General features: G+C 67.6%; 17 protein-coding genes. 6 read left to right on the top strand and 11 right to left on the bottom strand.

The features are described from left to right. Window positions 1-145: 145 nt before the first annotated feature. From F0U60_RS46400 to F0U60_RS46380, 5 genes are all read left to right on the top strand, one after another. Window positions 146-1,384 (top strand): LLM class flavin-dependent oxidoreductase, encoded by a 1,239-nt coding sequence (locus F0U60_RS46400; protein ID WP_395810165.1) that lies wholly within the window; start codon window positions 146-148, stop codon window positions 1,382-1,384. Beyond that, entirely contained in the window at window positions 1,381-2,172 is a 792-nt protein-coding gene (locus F0U60_RS46395; protein ID WP_395810163.1) for an alpha/beta fold hydrolase, read from the top strand. The genes F0U60_RS46400 and F0U60_RS46395 overlap by 4 nt, the downstream gene beginning before the upstream one ends. Window positions 2,173-2,209: 37 nt before the next feature. Beyond that, the gene (locus F0U60_RS46390) at window positions 2,210-3,550 is read left to right on the top strand and encodes a cytochrome P450 (protein WP_395810161.1); all 1,341 of its coding nucleotides are present in this window, start codon (window positions 2,210-2,212) and stop codon (window positions 3,548-3,550) included. Window positions 3,551-3,629: 79 nt separating this feature from the next. Next, on the top strand, window positions 3,630-4,253 hold the full coding sequence (locus tag F0U60_RS46385; RefSeq protein ID WP_395810159.1) for a hypothetical protein: 624 nt from the start codon (window positions 3,630-3,632) through the stop codon (window positions 4,251-4,253). Between the two features lie 119 nt (window positions 4,254-4,372). After that, the gene (locus F0U60_RS46380) at window positions 4,373-4,792 is read left to right on the top strand and encodes a hypothetical protein (protein WP_395810157.1); all 420 of its coding nucleotides are present in this window, start codon (window positions 4,373-4,375) and stop codon (window positions 4,790-4,792) included. Window positions 4,793-4,811: 19 nt separating this feature from the next. On the opposite strand, the gene F0U60_RS46375 is transcribed toward F0U60_RS46380, so the two are convergent. The 9 genes from F0U60_RS46375 to F0U60_RS46335 form a co-directional block, all read right to left on the bottom strand. Beyond that, entirely contained in the window at window positions 4,812-5,150 is a 339-nt protein-coding gene (locus tag F0U60_RS46375; protein WP_395810155.1) for a TerB family tellurite resistance protein, read from the bottom strand. A 111-nt stretch (window positions 5,151-5,261) separates the two neighbouring features. Next, entirely contained in the window at window positions 5,262-6,065 is an 804-nt protein-coding gene (locus tag F0U60_RS46370; protein WP_395810152.1) for an energy transducer TonB, read from the bottom strand. A 16-nt stretch (window positions 6,066-6,081) separates the two neighbouring features. Continuing rightward, a complete protein-coding gene (locus tag F0U60_RS46365) occupies window positions 6,082-6,516 on the bottom strand; it encodes an ExbD/TolR family protein (RefSeq protein ID WP_395810150.1) in 435 nt (144 codons plus the stop codon). Window positions 6,517-6,519: 3 nt separating this feature from the next. Continuing rightward, a complete protein-coding gene (locus tag F0U60_RS46360; protein WP_395810148.1) occupies window positions 6,520-7,233 on the bottom strand; it encodes a MotA/TolQ/ExbB proton channel family protein in 714 nt (237 codons plus the stop codon). Window positions 7,234-7,541: 308 nt separating this feature from the next. Further along, complete coding sequence (locus F0U60_RS46355) at window positions 7,542-10,439, bottom strand: DUF4215 domain-containing protein (RefSeq protein WP_395810145.1); 2,898 nt, start codon at window positions 10,437-10,439, stop codon at window positions 7,542-7,544. A 33-nt stretch (window positions 10,440-10,472) separates the two neighbouring features. Next, complete coding sequence (locus F0U60_RS46350) at window positions 10,473-11,681, bottom strand: hypothetical protein (protein ID WP_395810143.1); 1,209 nt, start codon at window positions 11,679-11,681, stop codon at window positions 10,473-10,475. An 8-nt stretch (window positions 11,682-11,689) separates the two neighbouring features. Beyond that, window positions 11,690-14,695 (bottom strand): protein kinase, encoded by a 3,006-nt coding sequence (locus tag F0U60_RS46345; RefSeq protein ID WP_395810141.1) that lies wholly within the window; start codon window positions 14,693-14,695, stop codon window positions 11,690-11,692. 230 nt (window positions 14,696-14,925) lie between these two features. Continuing rightward, a complete protein-coding gene (locus F0U60_RS46340) occupies window positions 14,926-16,590 on the bottom strand; it encodes a hypothetical protein (protein WP_395810139.1) in 1,665 nt (554 codons plus the stop codon). Between the two features lie 54 nt (window positions 16,591-16,644). Continuing rightward, window positions 16,645-17,067, bottom strand: a complete 423-nt coding sequence (locus tag F0U60_RS46335; RefSeq protein WP_395810137.1) for an SET domain-containing protein-lysine N-methyltransferase — start codon at window positions 17,065-17,067, stop codon at window positions 16,645-16,647. A gap of 300 nt (window positions 17,068-17,367) precedes the next feature. Here F0U60_RS46335 and F0U60_RS46330 point away from each other — a divergent pair, with 300 nt between their 5' ends. Next, window positions 17,368-19,158, top strand: coding sequence for a M20/M25/M40 family metallo-hydrolase (locus F0U60_RS46330; RefSeq protein ID WP_395810135.1), 1,791 nt, complete (start codon window positions 17,368-17,370; stop codon window positions 19,156-19,158). A gap of 82 nt (window positions 19,159-19,240) precedes the next feature. Here F0U60_RS46330 and F0U60_RS46325 read toward each other — a convergent pair whose 3' ends face one another. Both F0U60_RS46325 and F0U60_RS46320 read right to left on the bottom strand, forming a co-directional pair. Further along, window positions 19,241-20,776 carry an Hsp70 family protein gene (locus F0U60_RS46325; protein WP_395810133.1) on the bottom strand — a complete coding sequence of 512 codons (1,536 nt, stop codon included), beginning with the start codon at window positions 20,774-20,776 and terminating at the stop codon, window positions 19,241-19,243. Window positions 20,777-20,859: 83 nt separating this feature from the next. Continuing rightward, a complete protein-coding gene (locus F0U60_RS46320) occupies window positions 20,860-22,215 on the bottom strand; it encodes a RagB/SusD family nutrient uptake outer membrane protein (protein ID WP_395810131.1) in 1,356 nt (451 codons plus the stop codon). Between the last annotated feature and the right edge of the window lie 16 nt (window positions 22,216-22,231).

Raw genomic sequence — 22,231 nt, 5'->3', positions numbered from 1 at the left:
GGGTTGGCGATGTGTCGGAAAAGGTGTTCTTCCCGGTGCTGTCTGTCAAATGTTGACCTGATAACAGTGGCATGAAATTGTTCTACCGCCGCCAGCGCCCTCTTCCTGTCGGCACCGCTCTGACCAAACCTAAGGAGATCGGCCCGTGAAGGTCTCGATGTTCCACCTGTGTCCCTATCGGGACCTGCCAGCGGATTTCGAGAAGCGCTACCAGTCCTCGGTGGTGGATCCGCCCTTCTTCGAGGTGGCAAACCCGGAGCAGGCCGGGCGCACGTACAACGAGACGCTGGATGAGCTGATCCACGCCGCGAAGGCGGGGCTCGACGGCATCTGCGTGAACGAGCATCACCAGGCCGCCTATGGCTTCATGGCCAGCCCCAACCTCATGGCGAGCGCGTTGGCCCGCGCCACCCGGGACCTGGAGGTGGCGATCGTCGTGCTCGGTGCGACGATGGTGAACGCGAGCCCGCCCCTGCGAGTCGCGGAGGAGTACGCGATGTTGGACTGCATCAGTGGGGGCCGCCTGGTGGCGGGCCTGCCGCTGGGCAGCTCGGCGGACTCCAACCTCTGCTATGGGATTACGCCCATCGAGCAGCGCGAGATGTTCCGGGAGGCGCATGAGCTGCTGCGCAAGGCCTGGTCCTCGCGCGAGAGCTTCGCCTGGAATGGCAAGTACACGCAGCTGCCCCTGGTGAACCTCTGGCCGAGGCCCATCCAGCAGCCCCCGCCCATCTGGGTGCCGGGAGCGGGCAGCCTGAGCACGTGGGAGTTCGTGGCCCGCAACAACTACAGCTACTCGTATCTCAGCTACTTCGGGCACCAGTTCGCCAAGTCGGTGATGGACGGGTTCTGGGAGTTCGTTGACCGCAACGGGTTGGAGCCCAACCCGTACCGTGCCGGCTTCCTCCAGCTGGTCGTCGTCTCCGAGACGGATGCCCAGGCCGCGGAGGATTACGAGAAGCACCTGCGCTACTTCTACGACAAGTGCCTGCACTTCCCGCCGCACTGGTACGCCGCGCCGGGCTACATGGACCACCCGTCGCTGGTGCGCGCCGTGCGCTCCCAGGGCGCCATCACGCAGAAGCCGTGGAAGGACTGGAAGTTCAAGGACTTCGTCGACAACCAGTTCGTCATCGGCGGGAGTCCAGCGACCGTGCGGCAGCAGCTGGAGGAGGCCGCCAAGAGCCTGCGCGTGGGCAACCTCATGGTGCTCCTGCAGATTGGCTCCATGCCGCATGAGCTGACGCTCAAGAACATCGACCTCTTCGCTCGGGAAGTGCTCCCCCACGTGCGCCACCTCTGGGATGACGAGTGGGAGAACCACTGGTGGCCGGAGAAGCTGCGCGGCAAGCGCAACGCGGGGCAGAAGGAGGCGGCGCGATGATGCCCAAGGATGTCGTCCTGACCCTGTGGCGCGGCCAGGTGGAGACGCATGTGAAGGTCGCGGGCAAGGGTCCGCCCCTGGTCTACTTCCACAGCGCCTCCGGCCTGAAGTGGGATGGCTGGCTGAGCCGCCTCGCGGAGCGCTTCACGGTGTACGCGCCGGAGCACCCCGGCACCTCGGCGGGCCTGCCCAATGCCATCCACGCCATCGACTCCCTCTGGGAGCTCGTCCTCTTCTATGACGAGCTGTTCGACGCGCTGAACCTGGAGCGGCCCTCTGTCATGGGTCACTCCTTCGGCGGCATGGTGGCCGCGGAGCTCGCCGCCACCAAGTCGGAGCGGGTGGGCAAGCTCGTTCTCGTCAGCCCCGTGGGCCTGTGGCGCGACGACGCCCCGGTGTTCAACTGGATGATCTCCTCGCCCGAGCAGGTGTTCCAGGCGAGCTTCCACGACCCTCGCAGCGAGAAGGCGCAGCAGGCCTTCGCCTTCCCCACGGACCCCGAGCAGATGAAGGAGGCCATTGTCCGGGCCACCTGGAGCCTTGCCTGCACCGGCAAGTTCACCTGGCCCATCCCGGACAAGGGGCTCAAGCGCCGGATGCACCGCATCAAGGCCCCCACGCTCCTCGTCTGGGGCCAGAGCGATCGCATCGTGCCGGTGGTGTACGCGGAGGAGTTCCGCCAGCGCATCCCCCAGGCCCAGGTGCGCCTCTTCGAGCGCTCCGGGCACCTGCCTCACATCGAGGAGGAGGAGGCCGTCACGGCGGCCATCGAGGAGTTCCTCCGCTAACCTTGCCGCTGGCCGTCGCGCCCTCCAAGCTGGGTGCATGAGCACCTCGCGCATCCAGCTACCCCCCGGTCCCCGGTCCCTGCCCGTGCTCGGGGCCGTGTTCGATTATGCGAAGGACCCGCTCGCCTTCCTCGAGCGGTGCGTCCGCGAGCACGGGGACGTGGTGTACGCCGACTTCCTGGGCCAGCCCACGTATGTGCTCCAGAATCCGGAGCACATCGAGTACGTCCTCGTCACCCGTCACCGGCACTACATCAAGGACAAGCTCCAGCAACGGATGTTGGGAGGCCGCCTGCTGGGCAATGGGCTGCTCACCAACGAGGGTGACTCCTGGCTGCGTCAGCGGCGGCTCATGCAGCCCGCCTTCCACCGCCAGCGCCTCACGGCCTATGGGCGGGTGATGGTCGAGCACGCCCGGCGCCAGCGCTCGTCCTGGGGAGACGGCGAGGTCCGCGACGTCTACGCGGACATGATGCAGCTCACGCTCGGCATCGTCATCAAGAGCCTGTTCGACCTGGAGGCCGTGGGAGAGGCGGAGGCCGTGGGCCCTGCGCTCGCCCGGGTGATGGAGCACTTCGCCCGAGTGCAGTCCGTGGTGTTCCCGGATTGGCTGCCCACGCCGGAGAACCGCGGCTACCGGGAGGCGGTGGAGCGGCTGAACACGTTCGTCTCCCACCTCATCCAGCGGAGGCGTGAGGCGGGGGGTGATGCGGGAGACCTGTTGTCGCTGCTGCTCCACGTCCAGGACGAGGAGGGGGGCCGGATGAGCGATCAGCAGATCCGCGACGAGGTGCTGACGTTGGCGCTCGCGGGCCACGAGACCACGTCCATCACCCTGGCGTTCTGCTTCCACCTGCTGGCCCGGAACCCGGAGGCCGAGGCCTCGCTGCACCAGGAGCTGGACGCGGTATTGGGCGGGCGGGAGCCCACGGTGGAGGACTTGCCCTCCCTGCCTTTCACAGAGCAGGTGGTGAAGGAGTCCCTGCGGCTCTATCCCCCCGCCTGGTCACTCAGTCGCGAGGCCTTGGAGGAGGACGAGGTGGGCGGGTGGCGCATCCCCGCGGGAGCGGTGGTGGTGATGAACCCCTGGACGGTGCACAGGGACGCGCGCTTCTACGAGGAGCCCGAGGCTTTTCGTCCCCAGCGTTGGGCGGACGGGTTGGAGCAGCGCCTGCCTCGCTTCGCGTGGTTCCCCTTCGGAGGCGGCCCGCGGCTGTGCATCGGCTTGGGCTTCGCGATGATGGAGGCGCGGCTGGTGCTGGCCATGTTGGCCCAGCGGTTCCGTTTTGAGCGGGTGCCTGACGACGCGGTGGAGTTGCTGCCATCCATCACCCTGCGTCCGAAGCATGGGGTGAAGGTGCGGCTGCGCGTGCGGTAGTATCGGAGCGCGGGCCGATATGCCTTTTGAGGGCCCGACGTTCTCCAGAATGTCACAGCCAGTCACTCGGAGGACTGCCATGTCGCGTCTGATGCTGCTGTCGTGTCTCATGCTCCTGGGGGTGGGGTGTGCGGGGACGAAGGCCCACACACGTGCCGGGGAGTCGGCATTGCCCCTGGGGTATCGAGGCGGCGAGCCGTTGGTGGTGGATGGCGCGTTCATCACCGGTCCCACGTCGTCGCTGATCATTGATGACAACGCCATGCGGGGCCGCTTCCGAGACATCCCCGTGTCCCTGGCGTGGACCTGGCAGGAGCTCACGGGCACGGTGGGTCCGAACACGACGAAGCTGGAGCTCGCGGAAGGGGATGACACCCGCGTCTGGGGCAGCTTCGCGGGCATGCCGGTGGACTTCATCCTGGAGGGGGACTGGCTGTACGGCCGCGTGGGGACCTGTCTCTACGTCCTGCAGCGCAATGAGGGCGGGTTCAAGGGCCGCTCCAACTGCGGCAACCCGTTGGAGGAGTACCTCCAGGTGGCCTTCCCGGCGCCCCTGCTGGAGCGGCCGCTCGGCGAGAAGGCGGCCTTGATGACGCTGATGCTGGCCAATGTCGCGACCATGAACTCGCCCACGGTCGGAATGGCCCGCTTCACCCGGCCGCGCCCCGTGATCGACGCGCCCGTGAAGAACCGTCGCTACTGAGCGCGAGCGCTCTCCAGGCGACCATTCCTCGGGTCCCCCGCCCGCGCGGTCACGAATGCCGCGTGGGTGGGATATTCGCCCTTGTTACGATGCGGGTTTCGACATCGGACAGGGAGAACATGGTCGACTTCCGCAACTTCATTGGGCGTGGCACGGCGGCGGGCACAAAGCTGAACATCTTCGCGCAGGTCATCTTCTTCGTGAACGTGGGCAGCGGCGAGTTCATCGACCTGGGCGCCACCCAGGCCGCCTTCAAGGGGAAGATCGACACGGTCTTCTACAAGGGCGAGCTCTCGCTCACGCTGAAGCTGCTCGAGGATGGCAAGGCCGAGGTGAGCCTCAATGGCTCCAGGTCGTCGCAGGCCACGTACTCCGCCAACGGCACCCAGCTGACCCTTGAGGCGAAGATCGGCTCGCGCTCGCAGGTCATCACTTTCGAGCAGGGCGGCAAGGGCAACGTGGAGACGTATCTGGGCGTGACGGGCACTCAGAGCATCAACGTGCACCTGGCGCCCGGCGCGAAGCCCGCGGTGGCCTGAGTCACGCGTCCACGGTGGCTCAGCCCTGCGGCGTCACGCCCAGCTTGGTGCTGATGCGCTCGAGCATGGCCTTCTCGCCTTCGGCCAGCTTGCCGTCGGAGACGCACATGGCGCGCGCGGCCTCCAGCACCTCGTCTGGGCGGGTGCGCAGCACTTCGAGATCTGGCTCGGGCATGGTTCCGCCGGCCTTGAAGCGATCCATCAAGGCGTGCAGCTCGCCCTCGGGCACGCTCCAGCTGCGGCCCAGCCCGAGGACAACCATGCGCTCGGCGGTGGTGATCTCCCGGTCCACCCATGCGACCTGGAGCAGCAGCTTGATCACCTCGATGTTGAAACGATCCTCGGCGGAGAGCGTCATCCGTCTTCCTCGGCGGTAGGTGGAGCGACTCTACACCGGAGGAGGGAGGGGCGAGGGAGGGGGGTGGAGCGGGCGTCCAGGTGTGGACGCCACACTCCAGGTACGAGGCGCTCAGTCCAGGAGGAAGGTGTACGAGTACTTCATCTCCGTGGACACGGCCTCGCCATTCTTGATGGCGGGCTTGAAGCGGAAGCGCAGCAGGGCGGTGCGCGCCGCCTCGTCACAGCCGTAGCCGATGCCCTTGACGACGACGGCTTTCACCACGCGCCCCTCGTGGTCGACGGTGATGGAGAGCGTCACCGTGCCCTCGACGCCCGCGCGCCGGGCCTCGTCGGGATAGGGAATCTTCACCTCGGAGGCCACGGTGGGCTCGGAGTCCACCTGGTACACCGGCACGTACTTGGGCGCCGAGTAGGCCTTCACCTCCTTGGGGTCCGTGGCCTTGTCGCCCGTCTTCCCATAGGCGGTGTTGCCCACCGGAGCGGCGAAGCCACCGGCGCTCGTGGTGGAGGACATGGAGATGCCCACCACCAGCGGCACGGGCTTGGAGGGCTGCTCGGGCGGAGGCGCGTCATTGGGAGGCGGGGGCGCCGCGTCCGGCGGAGGCGGGGGCGGCGGCTTCTCGGCCTGGGCCACCTTCACCGGAGGCGGCTTGGGCGCGGCCTTCGGCTTGGGCGGGGGCGGCTTGGGCTCCTCCTCGGGCGGCGGAGGTGGGGGAGGGGGTGGCTTCTGCACCTCCACCATCACCAGCTCCACGGGGCGCTGCACCACGGGCGAGGGACGCTCCGCCATGCGCGACAGCAGCACGAAGCCCACGCCGTGCACCGTGAGGGACACAAGCAGGAAGATGAGCACCGCCAGCGACGAGCGGTCGCGGCGGACGGACAGCGGGGAGTCGAGCGCGGCCTGGCTCATGGCCTTGAGACACCCTTCAGGGCGCCGCGGGTGCAGCCGCGGGCGCCACGTCCTTCTCGATGTTGAGCGCGAACTTGGCGATGCCCTCGCCCTTCACCACGTCGATGAGCCGCATCACCCGCCCGTACGGCAGGCTCTGGTCCGCGCTGATGATGGCACGCGTCTCCTTGTCCTTTGCCAGGGACTCGACCACCTTGCGCCGCAGCTCGTCCTCGCTCACCTCGGCTCCGTCGAAGAAGAGCTTGCCCTGCTTGTCGAGCACCACGTTGACGAGCCCCTGGACCGTCTCGCCTCCATTGGCGGCGCGGGGCAGGTCTACCTCCACCGTCTCGCGGACGATGAAGTTGGCCGTCACCATGAAGATGATGAGGAGCACCAGCACCACGTCCACCAGCGGGGTGACGTTGATGCCTGTGATCTCGTCGTCGTTGTCCTGCGCGCCGCCGGCCATGAGTTAACGCGCCTCCCCGGACGCCACGACGCGAGGAGCGTTCCCGGCGCGCTCGGCACGCAGGCTGCCCACCAGCGCATGACCCAGCGCATTGGTGCGCGAGGTGAGCGTCTTGAGCTGACGGTTGAAGATGTTGAAGGCCACCACGGCGGGGATGGCCACCGCGAGGCCCACGGCCGTGGCCACGAGCGCCTCGGAGATGCCCGCCATCACCGTCTGCTGGATGGCGGCGCCCTTGGCGCCCATGTTGCCCAGGTCGTGGAAGGCCTTGATGATGCCGAGCACCGTACCGAACAGGCCGATGAAGGGGGCGTTGTTGCCCAGCGTGCCCAGGAACGACAGGTAGCGCTCGTACTGGGGGCGCTCGCGCGCCACCGTGGAGGCGATGACCTGCTCCACCGTGTCCGCACCCTGGTCCACCGAGGCGAGGGCCTCGCGCAGCACAGCGGCCTCCATGCCCTTGTGGTTGCCCACGGCGGTACGCACCGCCTCAAGCTCACCCCGGGCCAGCCGCAGGGCCAGTTCCTCGGAGTTCGGCAGCCGGTGCGTGGCGAAGTACACGGCCCGCTCCAGCATCAGCGCGATGGAGAGAACGGAGAGGATGACGAGCACCCAGAGCACCCACTCGGCGCTGGTGAGCGTCACGCCGAGCAGCTTGCGGCTGAGCCAGCCAAGCTGCTCGTTGCCCATCTGGGCCAGGAGGACGAAGGACGTCATGGAGACCTGCGATGAAGTGAAGGGGTGTGCCCCGGAATAACGCTGACGCGACGCTTCCATTCTTCCGCATCGCCCACAAAGTCAAATGAACCGGCCAAACCGGCCCTTGTTCCCCTGTCCGCCGTTCCCCCTGGGGAGGCTCGGACGAGAACCCCCGGGTAGTCCATGACTCACCCGGTGCGGGTCCGATACTCGGTTCTCAAGAGCTGGGAGTATGGGGACGGAGGCCTGCTGCTGAAAGCGAGCAGCGGGTGAGGACACCGCCGGCCACGTCCTGGCGCCGGCGGCTTCACTTCTGGACAACGGGCCTACGGGGTTCCGCAAGTGCCGTCGGGCATGCACACCAGACTTGGGTCGCAGTCCTGGTCGCGCTTGCACCCGGTGCCCGCCTGGCAGTCATAGCCGCCGCCATTGGCCAACCCGTTGACCTTGAAGGAGGCGCTCCCGTTGACGTTCTCCTTCATGGCGCGGTTGCCGTACGAGCCCTCGTGCTGGTGCGTGACGGTCACGGTGTTTCCGTTGGCCGTCGCGGAGATATCGAAGGGAACGCTCACCTTCGTGTTGATGGCCTCCGCGACGTAGTTGGCGAGCTGGTTCGACGAATCGGAGTTCGCGAAGACGATCGGGATATTGCCCCCACTGACTCCACCTCCGAACCTGTCGAACTCGAAGGTGACCGGGGTGCCATTGAAGCCGTCGGTGATGGTGAACCTGTCGCCATCATCGAGGCTCGTGCCCCCGACGGTGGTGATGGTGCCGGTGGCCCTCGCGAGCTGGTTCTGCGTGCACGATGCATTGCAGGTGCCGCAGGTATTGGAGTTGCCGTCGTCGCACACCTCGGCGTTGGTGACGAGCCCATCACCGCAGTAGGCGCCGGTGAGGTTGAGGGAGGCCGAGCAGGTCGCGTCGCACCGGGTGCAGTTCAAGGTGCCGTAGGGGCAGGAGGTCTCGGTGACGGTGTTGCCGTCGTCGCAGACCTCGCTCGCGTCCTTCGTGCCGTCACCGCAGTGGGGGCCCGTGAGGTTGAGGACGGCGGAGCAGGTCGCATTGCAGCGGGTGCAGTTCTCCTGGCCGTAGGGGCAGGACGACTCGGTGGTGGTGTTGCCGTCGTCGCAGGTCTCGCTCGCGTCCTTCGTGCCGTCACCACAGTAGCGGCCCGTGAGCGCGAGGGTTTCCGTGCAGGTCGCGTTGCACAGCGTGCAGCTCTGCTGGCCATAAGGGCACTCGGTGTTGGTGAGCTTGTCGCCGTCGTCGCAGACCTCGCTCGCGTCATTCTTGATGCCATCACCGCAGTGGGGGCCCGTGAGGTTGAGGACGGAGGAGCAGGTCGCGTTGCAGCGGGTGCAGTTCTCCTGGCCGTAGGGGCAGGTGGTCTCGGTGACCTTGTTGCCGTCATCGCACGCCTCGCTCACGTCGTTCTTCGCGCCGTCGCCGCAGTAGCGGCCCGTGAGCGCGAGAGTGGCCGAGCAGCTCGCGTTGCACAGGGTGCAGGTCGCGTCGCCGTACTTGCACTCCGTCTCAGTGACCTTGTTGCCGTCGTCGCAGACCTCGCTTGCGTCGTTCTTCGAGCCGTCGCCGCAGTAGCGGCCCGAGAGGTTGAGCACCGTCGAGCAGGCCGCGTCACAGGCCGAGCAGGTGGCATTGCCGTACGCGCACTCGGTCTCGGTGGTGGTGTTGCCGTCGTCGCACTTCTCGCTCGGGTCGTTCTTCGAGCCGTCGCCGCAGTAGCGGCCCGTGAGGTTGAGGACGGCGGAGCAGGTGCCGTTGCAGTAGGTGCAGGTGCGGATGTTGTATGCGCACTCGGACTCGGTGGTGGTGTTGCCGTCGTCACAGGCCTCGGTGCGCGTCGGACCGGAGACGTTGACCCTGGCATCGCCGCAGATGTTGGGCTGGCACGAGCCGAGGCAGTCGTCTTCGTTGCTGGTGTTGCCGTCGTCGCACCGCTCGCCGGCCGCCGTGTTGAGGGTGCTGTCACCGCACAGGGGCGGCGTGCAGTCGTTATCGCAGTAGGGCGAGTTCGGGCCATCGTCGCACTGCTCGCCGGCCGCCGTGTTGAGGTACTTGTCGCCGCAGGCGGCTGGCTTGCAGTTGGCGTTGCACGTTGGCGTGTTGCCGCCCGTGTCGCAGACCTCGCCGAGGGTGCCGTTGACGTGGGTGTCGCCGCAGAAGGGGATGGTGCAGTCGTTGTCGCAGTTGGGGCTGTCCGCGGTGGTGCCGTTGTCGCACTGCTCCCCGGCTCTGGAGTTCACGATGCCGTCGCCGCACCGGCGCAGCGTGCAGTTGGCGTTGCAGTTGGGCGACTCGCCTCTGTCATCGCACTGCTCTCCCGCGGTGCGGTTGATGATGCCGTCGCCGCAGATGCGCAGCGTGCAGTTGGTGTTGCAGTTGGGCGACTCGCCCCCGTCGTCGCACTGCTCGTCGGAGTCGCGCACGCCGTTGCCGCAACCCTCGCCCGACTTGCAGTCGGCGCTGCACCCATCGCCGCTCACGTTGTTGCCGTCGTCGCAGAACTCGCCGACCGTGACGTCCTTGATACCGTTGCCGCACGTCTCGTTGGACTTGCAGTCGGAGCTGCAGCCATCGGTGTTCACGTTGTTGCCGTCGTCGCAGACCTCGCCCTTGGCAAGGTCCACGTAGCTGTTGCCGCAGCTCTCCTGGGAGCGGCAGTCCGCGCTGCAGCCGTCACCGCTGTCGGTGTTACCGTCGTCGCACTTCTCGTTCTTGGCGGTGTCCACGTAGCCGTTGCCGCACGTCTCGATGGACAGACAGTCGGCGCTGCAGCCGTCACCCGAGCGGGTGTTGTAGTCGTCGCAGACCTCGCCCACGGCCCGGTCCACGAGGCCGTTGCCGCACAGCTCGCTGGACTTGCAGTTGGCGCTGCAGCCGTCCTTGTCGCGGGTGTTGCCGTCGTCGCAGACCTCCTCTCGGGCCGTGTCGACGATCTGGTTGCCGCAGACTTCCGTGGACGTACAGGCGCGGCTACAGCCGTCGCCGTCGACGATGTTGCCGTCGTCGCAAGCCTCGCCCTCCTGGATGACGCCGTCACCACAGTCCGTCTTGATGCACACGTCCTGCTTGGCGGCGCACTTCTGGCCGGTAGGGCAGAACAGCCCGGAGGGGCACTCGACGCTCGTGGGTTCGAAGCAAGAGGAGAGGAACGGGAGGACCAGCAGCGCCAGCGCGAGCGTGGCGATGCGGCTGAGCATGGGGGGAGGCTGCTCACGTCTCATAAGGGGACCTCAGAAACGGAACGTCGTCAGGAGACCGCCCGTACCGCCACCCACCAGGGGGGTGACACCCACGACCTCCACCTTCTTCTGGGTGGGATCGATGCGGTGGGGCTGGGGTTGATTGAGATAGACGAGCACCACACCGGTGATGAGCGCGGCCCCGCCGACGGCATATCCACCGATGGCGAGGGTCTGGTAGGTGTTGGCGCGGGTGCGGTTGGCATCGAGGGTCGGATTGAGGAAGCAGCCTCCGCACTCCGTGACGCCTGCATCGAGGGCGCGGACGTTGTCGCGGGCTTGCAGGTGGAGCCAGCTGCTTCCTCCGCCCACGGCCATGCCCGCGCCGGCCACCAGCCAGGGCATCCACGCGGGCCACTTCCTCCGGTACTCAATGAGGTCCTCGGAGGTGAACATCTTCAGCTCGAGGGTCGTCGTCTCCCCGGGCAGCAGCGTGCGGCTCTGGTCGGTGGGGAGGAAGCCTTCCTTTGAGGCGACAATGCTGTGCGCGCCGGGGCGTACCAGCCCCGTGTAGCGCCCGGGGGCCACGAACAGTGTCTGGCCATCCATTGTCACAGCGGCGCCGGGGGTGTCGCAGGAGATGTCCACCCGGGCGAGCTGCCGCTCCATGAGCGTCTTGTAGTTGCGGGCGTACTCGAACTTCTCGTTCTCGAGGGGCGCTGGGCCATAGCGCAGCGCCGCCACCAGGTGCTCGTGGACCTCGATGGGCTGGTCGAGGTTCATCAGCGCCAGCGCCAGGTTGTAGTGGATGGCCGGGTGGTCCCAGGCCGCGAGCGCCTGGCGGTACTTCTCGGCGGCCTGGACGAAGACGGACTCCTTGAGCAGCGTGTTCGCCGCCTGGAAGAGCGCCATCGCGGTGTCCTGCTGCTCCTTCGACACGCCCTTGGCCCAGGGTCGCTCTCCGACCGACTCGAGCGAGGTGCCTGGCTCCTGAGAGGAGGGGGGCGGTGCCGCCAGCACGGGGGCATCCGCAGGCGCACCAGCACGGGCGGGGCGCTCGGAGACAGCCGAGTCGGGCTCGGGTGGCTGGGCGACGCCGGGCTGCTGGGGGCGGCCTCGCTGCCTGGCGCCGGACTGCTTCTTGCCGGACTTCTGCACACCGGCCTGCTGCTTGGCGCGGGGCTGCTGGGCCTCCGTGGGCTCCGCCCACAGCGCCAGGAGCGCCGCCGACATGGTGAGAGCGACCTTGGACCTGTTCATCACCCTTCTCACTTCAGGACCTCGATGACCGGACTGCCGAGCTGCGACTGCAGGCGTTGGGCGCGCTCCTGCTCGCGACGCAACAACGTGGCGAGGCTCTCCGCCGCCCTGATGGCTTCTTCCTTGGCTTCGCGTGCTTCCACCGCGCTCTTTTCGGCGCGTCTCTTGGCGCCCTTGGCGCGCAGCTGCGCTTCCTGGGCCCGCTCCAGCGCGGACAGCAGCTCGTCGTTCTTGCGCAGCAGCTCCTCGTTGGTGAGCTCCACCTGCGCGTTGGCCGCCTCCGCCGCCTGCTGCGCCTTCTGGCGCTCCAACTCCTTGGCTTGCACCTCGGCCAGGCGCTGCTTTGCCTCCGTCTCCGCACTGCGCGCCGTCGCCTCGGCGGTGCGCGCCACGGCCTCGGCCTTCAGGGCGACCTCTGCCTGGCGCTCGGCCTCCTGCTGCGCGTTGCGGATGACCACCAGCGCTACCGCTGCCGCGATGACCAGCAGGCCCAGGAAGGTCGTGGCGCCGATGAGCAGCGCGCGTCTCAGCTGCTTGCCCTTCTTCGCCTGCGAGAAGACGGCCTCGAGGTAGTCCTGGTGGAGCTGGGGGAGCTCCCCGCGGAAGCGGCGCTGGAAGCGCTGGGCCTCCTCCACCATCTCTCCGCGCCACAGCAGGTTGCTGTCGAAGTTCTTGGCCTGCCACTGCCGGGCCGCGTTGCGCAGCTGCTCCAGGAAGCCCGCGTCCTCCTGGCCCTCGTCCAACCAGCGCCGCAGCGTGGGCCAGCTGTGCAGGAGCGACTCGTGCACGATTTCCACCGTGGCCCCCGTGGCGCCGCTTCCCGTCTGCACGACGAGCAGACGCGCCTGGACGAGGTGGTCGATGAGCCGCTGCATCTCCCCCGAGTCCTTTGTCAGCTCGCGCAGCTCGTCCGCCGAGACGATGGCGCGCGTGCGATCCGGGGTGACGAGGCGCAGGAAGAGCGCGCGCACCAGCGTGCGCTCCGTGTTGGACATGCTCGCGAGCACGTTGTCCGCGTGGCTGGCGAGCGCTCCCGCGATGCCTCCAATCGACTGGTAGGCGCTCTCGGTGAGCAGCTTGCGCTTCGTATCCCGAGACTCCCAGAGCTGGGTGGCGGCGAACTGCAGCAGCGGCAGCGCGCCCTGGGTGGCGTCCAGGTGCTCCAGCATGTTGTCCACCATCGCTGGATTCTCGAACTGGTAGCCGGCCATCTCCGCCGGCTGCACCAGCGCGTCGCGCAGGCCCTCGCGGCTGGGCGAGGTGAGGAAGTAGAGCCCCTGGCTCAGCTCGGCCATGAAGCGCTCGTCCTCGGGCACCCGGTCCAGGAAGTCCGAGCGGATGGAGAGGATGACGCGGATGGGGGAGGTGGCGTCGTCCGCGATACCCGACAGGCACGCGGTGAAGGCCAGGCGCTCCCGGGCGTCTGGCACCAGCGTGTAGAGCTCCTCGAACTGGTCGATGAAGAGCAGGATCTTCCGGCGCTCACGCCGGGCCCGGCTGCGCAGCACGCTGCCCACGTACCCGGGCTCGGCGTGCAGCCGCTCGACGAGCTTCTGCTGCTCCTGGATGTCCTCCTCGACGGTGGTGGAGGAGCTCATCAGCGGCGCGATGATGTTTGCCAGGGCCGTCAGCGGGCTGCGGCCGGGGCGGATGACGAGCGACTCCCAGGCCGTTCCGGAGCGCTTGAGGACGGGCACGAGGCCCGCGCGCACGAACGAGGACTTGCCGGTACCCGAGGGGCCCACGACGGCCAGCAGCGGCCGGTCGCTGATGCGGTTCACCAGCGCGGCGATCTCCCGGGTGCGGCCGAAGAAGCGGTCCGCATCCGCTTCCTGGAAGGAGCTGAGGCCCGCGTAGGGACTCTCGTCGATGCGCAGCTCGCGGGTGTAGCGACCGGGCAGGAAGGGCTCCAGGGCGCGCAGCAGCGACTGCGCATCCGGGAAGCGCTCGTCCTTGGGCTTGAGCAGGCAGCGATCGATGACGGCGGCCAGGTCCGGCGGGGCGTCCGGTACCATGCTCTGCAGGCGCGGCATCGGCTCGTCCATCATCGCCGTGACCATGAGCTGCGGGCCGCGCAGCGGATCCAACGGGTGCTTGCCGGCGATCATCCGGAACAACATGATGCCCACGGCCCAGATGTCGGCCCGGTGGTCGATGGGGACGCCGATGCCCCACTGCTCCGGGGCCATGTACGCCATCGTTCCCATGATGGCGCCGCGGCGGGTGAGGTTGGACATGTCCTCGCCGAGCTCCTCGGCGGAGGGCAGGTGGGGCTTGCCGTGGACCTGAGTGAGGAGCCCTTCGTTGGGCTCGTCGCCCTGGAGCACCTTGGCGATGCCGAAGTCGAGCACCTTGATGCCGCCCGAGTCCGTCACGACGATGTTCTCGGGCTTGAGGTCGCGGTGGACGATGCCCTGCTCGTGGGCGCACGCCAGCGCGCGCACCACCGGCACCATCAGCTCCACGGCACGCGCGGGCGGCAGGCGCTGCTTGCCCATCACCTTCGTGAGCGGCTGGCCCTGGAGGAACTCGAGCACCATGAACGGGCCGGCGTGCGACTCGCCCACCTCGTAGATGATGACGATGTTCTCGTGGCTGCAGCGCGCGGTGGTCCGCGCCTCGAGGATGAAGCGCTTGGTGAGATCCGCGTCCTGGGTGTGCAGGAACTTGATGGCCACGCGGCGGCCGAGCCGGGTGTCACGGGCGAGGAAGACCGTTCCCATGCCGCCGCTGCCGAGCTCGCGGATGAGCTCGTAGTGCTGGATGCGCGTGCCGGGCCTGAGCGCGTTGCCCTGCTGCTCCCCATCACCCGTGATGCCGGAGCCTGAAATGCCGGAGCCGGAGATGCCCGAAGGGCCATCCCAGGTATTGGGCTGCGAGCGCTCATCTCGTGGGGGGGACGTGGAGGAGAAGAGCGACTCCACGTCCGCGGCTTGCGTGCGCTCGTCCAAAGCCGGGTCCACCACCACGGAGGCGGGGGTCCAGCTCACGGCACCTGCTTCGTTCTTATTCATCCGGCGGCGTCCCCTACGAAGCACTCACGCTCGGAGGGCGGTCCGGGGGACCCACGGGATGCTCCGGATGACGGATCTTCCCGCGTTGTCCCCTTTTTTCCCCACGAGTGAACGTAATCATACACGGGGGATGAAACTCGGATAGTCCGCGGCCCTACTAAGTTTCTGGTTCCTCGGAAAACAAGGTGCCCCGGTAGGAGGGCGGCCAGACAGGCAAAACGGGGGGGCGCTCAGCGGCTGGTGAAGACGAGGAGGCGGTTGTGGTTGGTGTCCGGCACCACCACGTGAGGCCACGCCAGGAGGAGACCCCCCGGCTGATGGAGGCCGCGGTCGCTCGGGGTCGAGGACGTCGTCGCGGAGGTGAGGTTGGGCTGTCCCAGGACGACCTCCGCCTCCGCCCCGCTCGTGGTGGGGAACTGGTTCCACACCAGCACGCGGTTGTTCTGGCTGTCGGCCACGAAGAGCTGCTGCCCGGTGGAGGTGACGTAGGAGGGGATTCTCAGCCCGGACGCGGTGGTGGCCATGCCGCGTGAGGTGAAGCCGGGCTGACCGAGGACGAGGTCCGCACCCTGTCCGTGCGAGGTGGGGAACTGGTTCCAGATGAGCACGCGGCTGTTCGCGGCATCCACCACCACGAGTCGGGTTCCATCCGTCCACACGCCCATGGGGTTCCAGAGCGTGGAGGCGGAAGGGGCGTCATCACTCACGCCGTCACCCGCCGCGTCATTGGCGGCACAGGTGGTGAGCGAGCGCTGACCGAGGACGAGGTCCGCTGGGGCCCCGTTCGTGGTGGGAATCGTGTTCCACACGAGGACACGGTTGTGGGCGCTGTCCGCCACGAGCAGCTTGCCGTGGCCGATGAACGCGCCTTCCGGGAAGTGAAAGGAGTGGGCGTCGCACGGGCCGGGTTCGATGTCGTCGTTGTCGAAGCCGGGCTGGCCGAGCACCAGCGTGGGCGTGGCCCCGGTGCTCGCGGGAAGCGCCGGGTAGAGGAGGACGCGGTTGTTGCCAGCGTCCACCACGGCCAGCCGGGTCCCATCACTGGCGAGGCCTTCGGGTCTCTCGAAGCCGTCCTGCCCACGTCCCGGCGTGTTGCCCGTGATGGCCGACTGTCCGAGCACGAAGGCCGCGGAGGCGTCGTTGGCCGTGGGCACTCCGTCGAAGCCGAGGACGCGGTGGGAGTTCCGGTCCGAGACGTAGAGCCGTCCGCCCGCGAGCACTGGGTTGCCCCAGGGCCCATTCAGGGTATTCGCTCCCGCGGTGTTGTTTCCCTGGTCCGGAATGCCGCTGGTGAAGTTCTTCTGGCCGATGACCACGCTGGCGGCCTGGAAGCTGTCGAGCGCGTACCAGTAGACGCACTGGACCGAGAGGTTCTCCACGTTGTCCGCCACCGTCCCGCTTCCGTTCGACACGGAGCAGCGCTGATTCGCGGGCTGCGAGGCCACGCCCACCCTGTACGTGCCGCCCTTGGGCAGCTTCGTCGGGAAGGTGAAGCGGCCATTCGTGGTCACCCGGAGCGTCTCGCCGCCGAGGCTCAGCTCGAGCGTCCCGTCCAGGCCCTCCACCGTGCCGCCAATCGAGTACGTCCTCGCGGCGCAGCGCACCTGGACAGAGTTCACGTCCGCGCCGGCCACCTTCCCCGTTCCCCCTTCAACGGTGCAGTCCTGCTCTGGAGGCTGCGTGGCCACCGTCACCGCGTAGTCACCCTCGTCCTCGACACGGGTCTCGAACGAGAAGGGTCCGTCCGCGTCCCGGGTGAGGTTCTCCTGCCCGTTGAGCTGGAGGGTGATGCCGCCGGAGAGCCCGCTGATCGTTCCTCCGATGCGGAACTCCTTCTCACCGCACGAGGCCACCAGCGTGGCCACACCCACAAGACCGAGACGTCCGATGCGCATGCACCGTTTTATGTCACGGGGCTCGACGCAGCGACAAGCAAGCGGGCCTCCGGCTCAGGGCATGTCCTGACCGCGCGTCTTCCACCAGTTCTCGCCGTAGCTGATGCACAGCTGCTCGCCCGGCTCGATGTCTCGCAGGGCGTAGAAGGTGAAGACGTCCTTGGGCGCCTCCCCCTTCTGGTAGCCCCGGTAGTACGACACGTTGGGCTCCTGCGCGTGGTTGTAGATCATCCCGAAGCCCATCACGATCGCCACCCACTCGCCGCCCCGGTCCTCCTCGTGTGGGCCCCACTCGATGTTGAACACGTAGTCCGAGACAATCGAGCTGCGCACCGAGCGGAAGGGCACCTTGAGGTAGTGGCACTCCTCGATGACAGTGCCCTCGGGGATGGCCTGGTCCGTGAAGACGCCGTAACCCCACTCGCACGGCCGTACCGTCAGCCCCGGATGAACGAAGAGCGCTTCACCTGCCTGCATCCTTGAAACCTTGTCGCCGTGCCGGGGAAGGGGAAGTCCTCCGCGCGGACCGGCCGCCGCCTTGCTACCACGAATGCCCCAGTGCCTGGGGTGCATGCTCCTGGTGGAGGTCGATGCACCGGGGCTCGGCGGGGCCCCAGGGAGGCATCGTTTGTATTTCTACATTCAATGCTATTTCCTTACCTCCCCTGGGCGCAATAAGTTCTGGTGTTGGCGGATAAGACCGCCTTTCACGCGAACCAGAGCTCTCTGGTTCGCGCAAGCCCCCCACGAAGAAGCACCAGTACCGAGGAGACTCCCATGGGTACGAGGAAGTTCGGACCGATCGCCATGTGGCTCGCGTGTGCCACGCCCGCGTTCGCTGAAGCCCCCCAGCAGGACAAGGACGTGTGGATCACCATCGGGACGGACGCACTGCCCACCGTGCGTGCTTCATTCAAGGCGCAGGGCGTGGCGCTGTCGGCGCCGCTGCGCGAGAAGAAGGGCGTGGCGGCGTTGCGCATTCGCGAGTCGCAGATCGACAAGCTCGCGGGCGTGATTCACGACAAGCTCCACCGGTGCGCGGGCTTCATCGCCCATGACTCGGAGGAGAAGGCGCTGGCGGAGGTGGAGAACGCCAGCGCTCCGCAGCAGTCGCTGGCGGCGTTGATCAGCTACACCCTCAACAACGCGCCCTCGGTGAACGCGATGATGGCGGGGGTGCAGGAACTCAACATCCGCAACACCATCAACTCGCTGTCAACGAACTGGACGTCGCGCCGCTACAACCAGCAGTCGGGCAAGGACGCGGCCACGTGGCTGAAGGACCAGTGGACCACCATCGCCAACGGGCGTTCCGACGTCTCGGTGGAGTTCTTCACGCACGCCAGCACCACCTCTCCGCAGCCGTCCGTCATCGCCACCATCACCGGCACCACGCTGCCCAACGAGGTGGTGGTGATTGGCGGGCACCTGGACTCCATCAATGGCAGCGGCTCCTCCTACGCCGCGCCGGGTGCGGATGACGATGCCTCGGGCGTGGCCTCGCTCACGGAGGCCTTCCGGGTGGCGATCGCCAATGGCTACAAGCCGGCACGGACGGTGAAGTTCATGGCCTATGCCGCCGAGGAGATCGGCCTGAAGGGCTCGGCGGACATCGCCGCCTGGCACCTGAACAACAAGGTGAACGTGGTGGGCGTGCTGCAGCTGGACATGACCAACTACAAGGGCTCGTCCTACGACTTCGGCATGGTGACGGACAACACCAACGCCGCCCAGAACACCTTCGTCACCAACCTCATCTCCACGTACCAGCCGGGGCTGTCCTACACCAACATCGCGTGCGGCTACGGCTGCTCGGACCACGCCTCGTGGCACGCCAAGGGCTTCCCGACCTCGATGCCCTTCGAGGCGACGATGAGCACGGACAACCCGAACATCCACACCGCGAGAGACACGCTCACGGAGATGGGCGGCACCGCGAACAACTCGGTGAAGTTCGCCAAGCTGGCCGTGTCCTTCATGGGTGAGCTGGCCAAGGGCGCGACGACGGGCAACACGCCGCCTCCGACGGGTGAAGACCCGGGAGGGGGCGGCACCGTCAACACCGCTACCTATGACGCGACGCTGAAGGCACCCAAGTGCGCGGCTGCGGGAACGGGGTGCGACTCGGGCACGCTGCTCAACGGGCGCGGCGGGGTGGGCCCCGAGGTGAACAGGCCCAACACCATCAACGCGTCGTGCACGGATGGCATCTCAGGTAGCTACCACTCGGACGAGTCGAACGACCGCCTCAAGGTGACCACGACGGACGGGACGAACCTGGCGGCCGGCAAGCAGGTGAAGGTGGAGGCCACGGTGTGGGCCTACTCCACCACGGCGGACACGCTGGACCTGTACTACTCGGCGAGCGCCAGCAGCCCGTCGTGGAAGCTCATCGGTTCGTACAAGCCGAGCAGCACGGGAGCGACGACGATCTCCGCCACGTACACGCTGCCCACGGGAAGCCTGCAGGCCATCCGCGCGAACTTCCGTTACCAGGGCTCCATGGCGTCCACGTGCAGCACGGGCGCGTACGACGACCATGACGACCTGATCTTCACGGTGCAGTGACCACCCCTCTCCCTCTGGGAGAGGGACGGGGTGAGGGTATGCGTCACCCCGGGTTGAACCCCCGCCCCGGAGCCGTGGCCCCTCAGGAGGCCGCGGTCCGGGGCGCTCTCATTTGAGGCCTGGCATCCGCGATGGGGGCGGGGAAGAGGCGGCCGTCGGGCGCGACGAGGAAGGCCTTGAGCACGAAGTCCTGCCCCATGTGCAGCTCGAGCCGGGGAGGGCCGCCGCGGCCGGTGCGCCACTCGGGGCCCACTTGAAGGGTGCCGAGAATCTCGCGTTCCACGCTGGTGGTGTCCAGCGACTCAAAGACGAGCACGGGGACGGGCGTGGTGCCCGGGGGGAGGCCCGCGAGGGACACAGCCTTGCGGCAGGGCACGGGGGTGTTGGCGGGGATGACCTCGTGCGTGGCGCCGCCGGGGAGCATGACACTCAAGGGCATGGGCACCACGTCCATCAGTCCGGTGCCGCCAGGCCGCGACAGGTTGCGACCGAGGATGGCGGCGCCCACGGCCACACCCAACTCCGGGTGCACGTCCTTCTCCGAGGCGAAGCGGCGGAAGTGCGAAAGACGCTCGCGCAGGGCGGGCATGCGCGTCTGACCGCCCACCAGCACCAACTCATCCACCTGGGCCGCCTTCAGGCCCGCGCGCTCCAGCACGTCGTCGCACGCGGACACGGCGCGCTCAATCAGCCTGAAGGTCATCTCCTCCAGCCGCTTGCGGGTGACGCGGAACTGGAAGTCCAGGAAGCCACCGTCCGGCCCCTGCGCGATGCAGGGCACGCGCATGTCCGCCACCTCGGCTCGGGAGAGCTGGATCTTCAAAGACTCCGCGGCGAAGACGAGCCGCTGCATGACGACCTTGTTGCCACGCAGGTCCACGCCGTGCTGCTGGCGGAAGTCCTCCACCAGGTGCTCGACAATGCACTCGTCGAAGTTGGCGCCACCGAGGAAGGCGTCGCCGCCCGTGGCCATCACCTTCACCACCCGGTTGCGCACGGACATGAGCGTGGCGTCGAAGGTGCCGCCGCCCAGGTCGAACACCATCACCGTCTGCTCGGGGCTGCGCAGGTTGGCGTAGTAGAGCGCCGCGGCGGTGGGCTCGTTGATGATGGCGCGAACCTTCAAGCCGGTGCGCTCGGCCGCGTGGCGCACTGCCTCACGCTGGCGGATGCTCGCGTGGGCCGGCATGGTGAGGACGCACTCGGTGAAGGGCTCGCCCGCGGTGTGGGTGGCCAGCGTGAGCACCTGCCGGAGGATGAAGTAGGCCACCTCGTTGAGCGGCACCACCCGGCCATACACCTTCACGGCGCAGTAACCGTCCGGGCCCTCCATCAAGTTGAAGGCGAAGCGCTCGCGGTGCCGCTGGACGAACTCGGACTGGTAGCGCCGGCCGAGGAAGCGCTTGGTGCCGAAGAGGGTGTGGCGCGGGTCGTCGATGATCTGCCGACGCGCGGCGAGGCCCACGATGGCTTTGTCCGCGGAGTGGTACCAGGCCACGGACGGGAGGATGAAGTTCTTCTCCGAGACGGGGACGAGCTTGAGCTTGCCCTGACGGTCGAAGAACGCCGCAGCCGTGTTGGTCGTGCCGAAGTCGATGCCGAGGATGGGGCCGCTCATGGGGGTCCCAGTGTACCCCGGCCCGGAGTGCGGGAGCGGAACCCGGGATGGCTCCGCTCCCGTCACCGGGAACTACCTGGGGACTACTGACGCGCGTCCATCTCCGCGATGGGGATGGGGAAGCGCTCGTGGACGCGGTGCCCCGCCACGTCGATGGGCAGCTGGTTCAGCCGCTCGTAGCGACGCATGTCGATCCACCGGTGCCCGCCCTCGAAGAGCAGCGAGTAGCGGCGCTGCTCGAGCAGCTCGTCGAGGAGGGTCGCCGCGGTCTGCTCTCCCGCGAGCGGGGCCAGCTTGCCCGAGGTCACGCGGATCGCGTTGATGTCCTCGGCGGCGGGGCCGATGTTGCCCAGCGCGAGGTTGGCCTCGGCGCGCAGGAGGATGAGCTCCTCGTTGCGGATGATGGGCAGCTTCGAGGTGGCCGCCGGGTAGTGGTTGAAGGTGTAGCTGGAGCCAACGCCCTGCCACTTCCGAGGCTCCTTGGCGAGCTTCACCTTGCGCAGCACCCGGTCATCCTTCTTCGTCGGGTCGGCCTCCTGCGCCTCCGCCTCATCGATGACGGCGGGGTGCACGAAGATGTCGGTGTCGTTGAGCTCGTTCACCGTGTCGCCCGAGCCGGTGCCGAAGGCGTGGTACACGCCCTTGTCGTACGAGCCGGTGGGGTCGATGAACGACTCGGACAGGTCGAGCAGCGCCTGGTTCCAGTCCTTGCGGTACACGTCCACCCTCGCCTTGATGGCGCGGTTGAACTGGATGAAGCTCGGGATGGACATCTTGTCGCCGGTGTCGAAGTCGACGAACCCGGTGCTCAGCGGGAAGGGGAACGCCTCCCCGCCGGCCTTCAGGTGAGCCTGGGCCTCGTCCAGCAGTTGGGCGATGTGCGCCAGCACCCGCTCCTTGCTCTCGATGGGCGCCAGGTCACTGCCGATCGGACGGTTCACGTCGATGGGCGCGCCGCTGGTGTCACGGGTGTTGATGATGACCAGGAAGTCCAGGGCCTGGATCGTCTTGGCGAAGCCCCGGAAGGCCTGCTTCTCGGCCTCGCTGATGCCGGGCACCTTGTCGAGCGCGTTGAGCAGGGTGTTGGCGTTGCGGATGTTGGCGTAGGGGCCGGTCCAGAAGTTCCCGCCGAACGCCGGGCTGCCCGGGTCCAACGAGTTGCCGGCCAGCATCTCGCCGACGTAGCGCGGATCCGCCGTGTCCAGCACGTACGACTCGCGGCCAATCACGCCGAGCATGGACACGTACCCGTTCTGGGTGGCCATACCCGTGCGATGCCCGATGAGCAGACCGGAGGCGGCGCTGATGGCGGTCGCGCGCGTCGGGCTCTGCTCGAACGTGTCGGCGCTCAAGCGGTTGAGGTCCTCCACGTCCATGCTGCAACCACCGAGTCCCAGTGTGGCGCAGAGCGCCAGGACCACCTTCGTCGTCTTCTTCATGTTGCGAATCCTCATG

This window comes from Archangium minus (assembly GCF_044360475.1).
GTDB lineage: Bacteria > Myxococcota > Myxococcia > Myxococcales > Myxococcaceae > Archangium > Archangium minus.
This window is presented reverse-complemented; position numbering and strand designations above follow the sequence as displayed.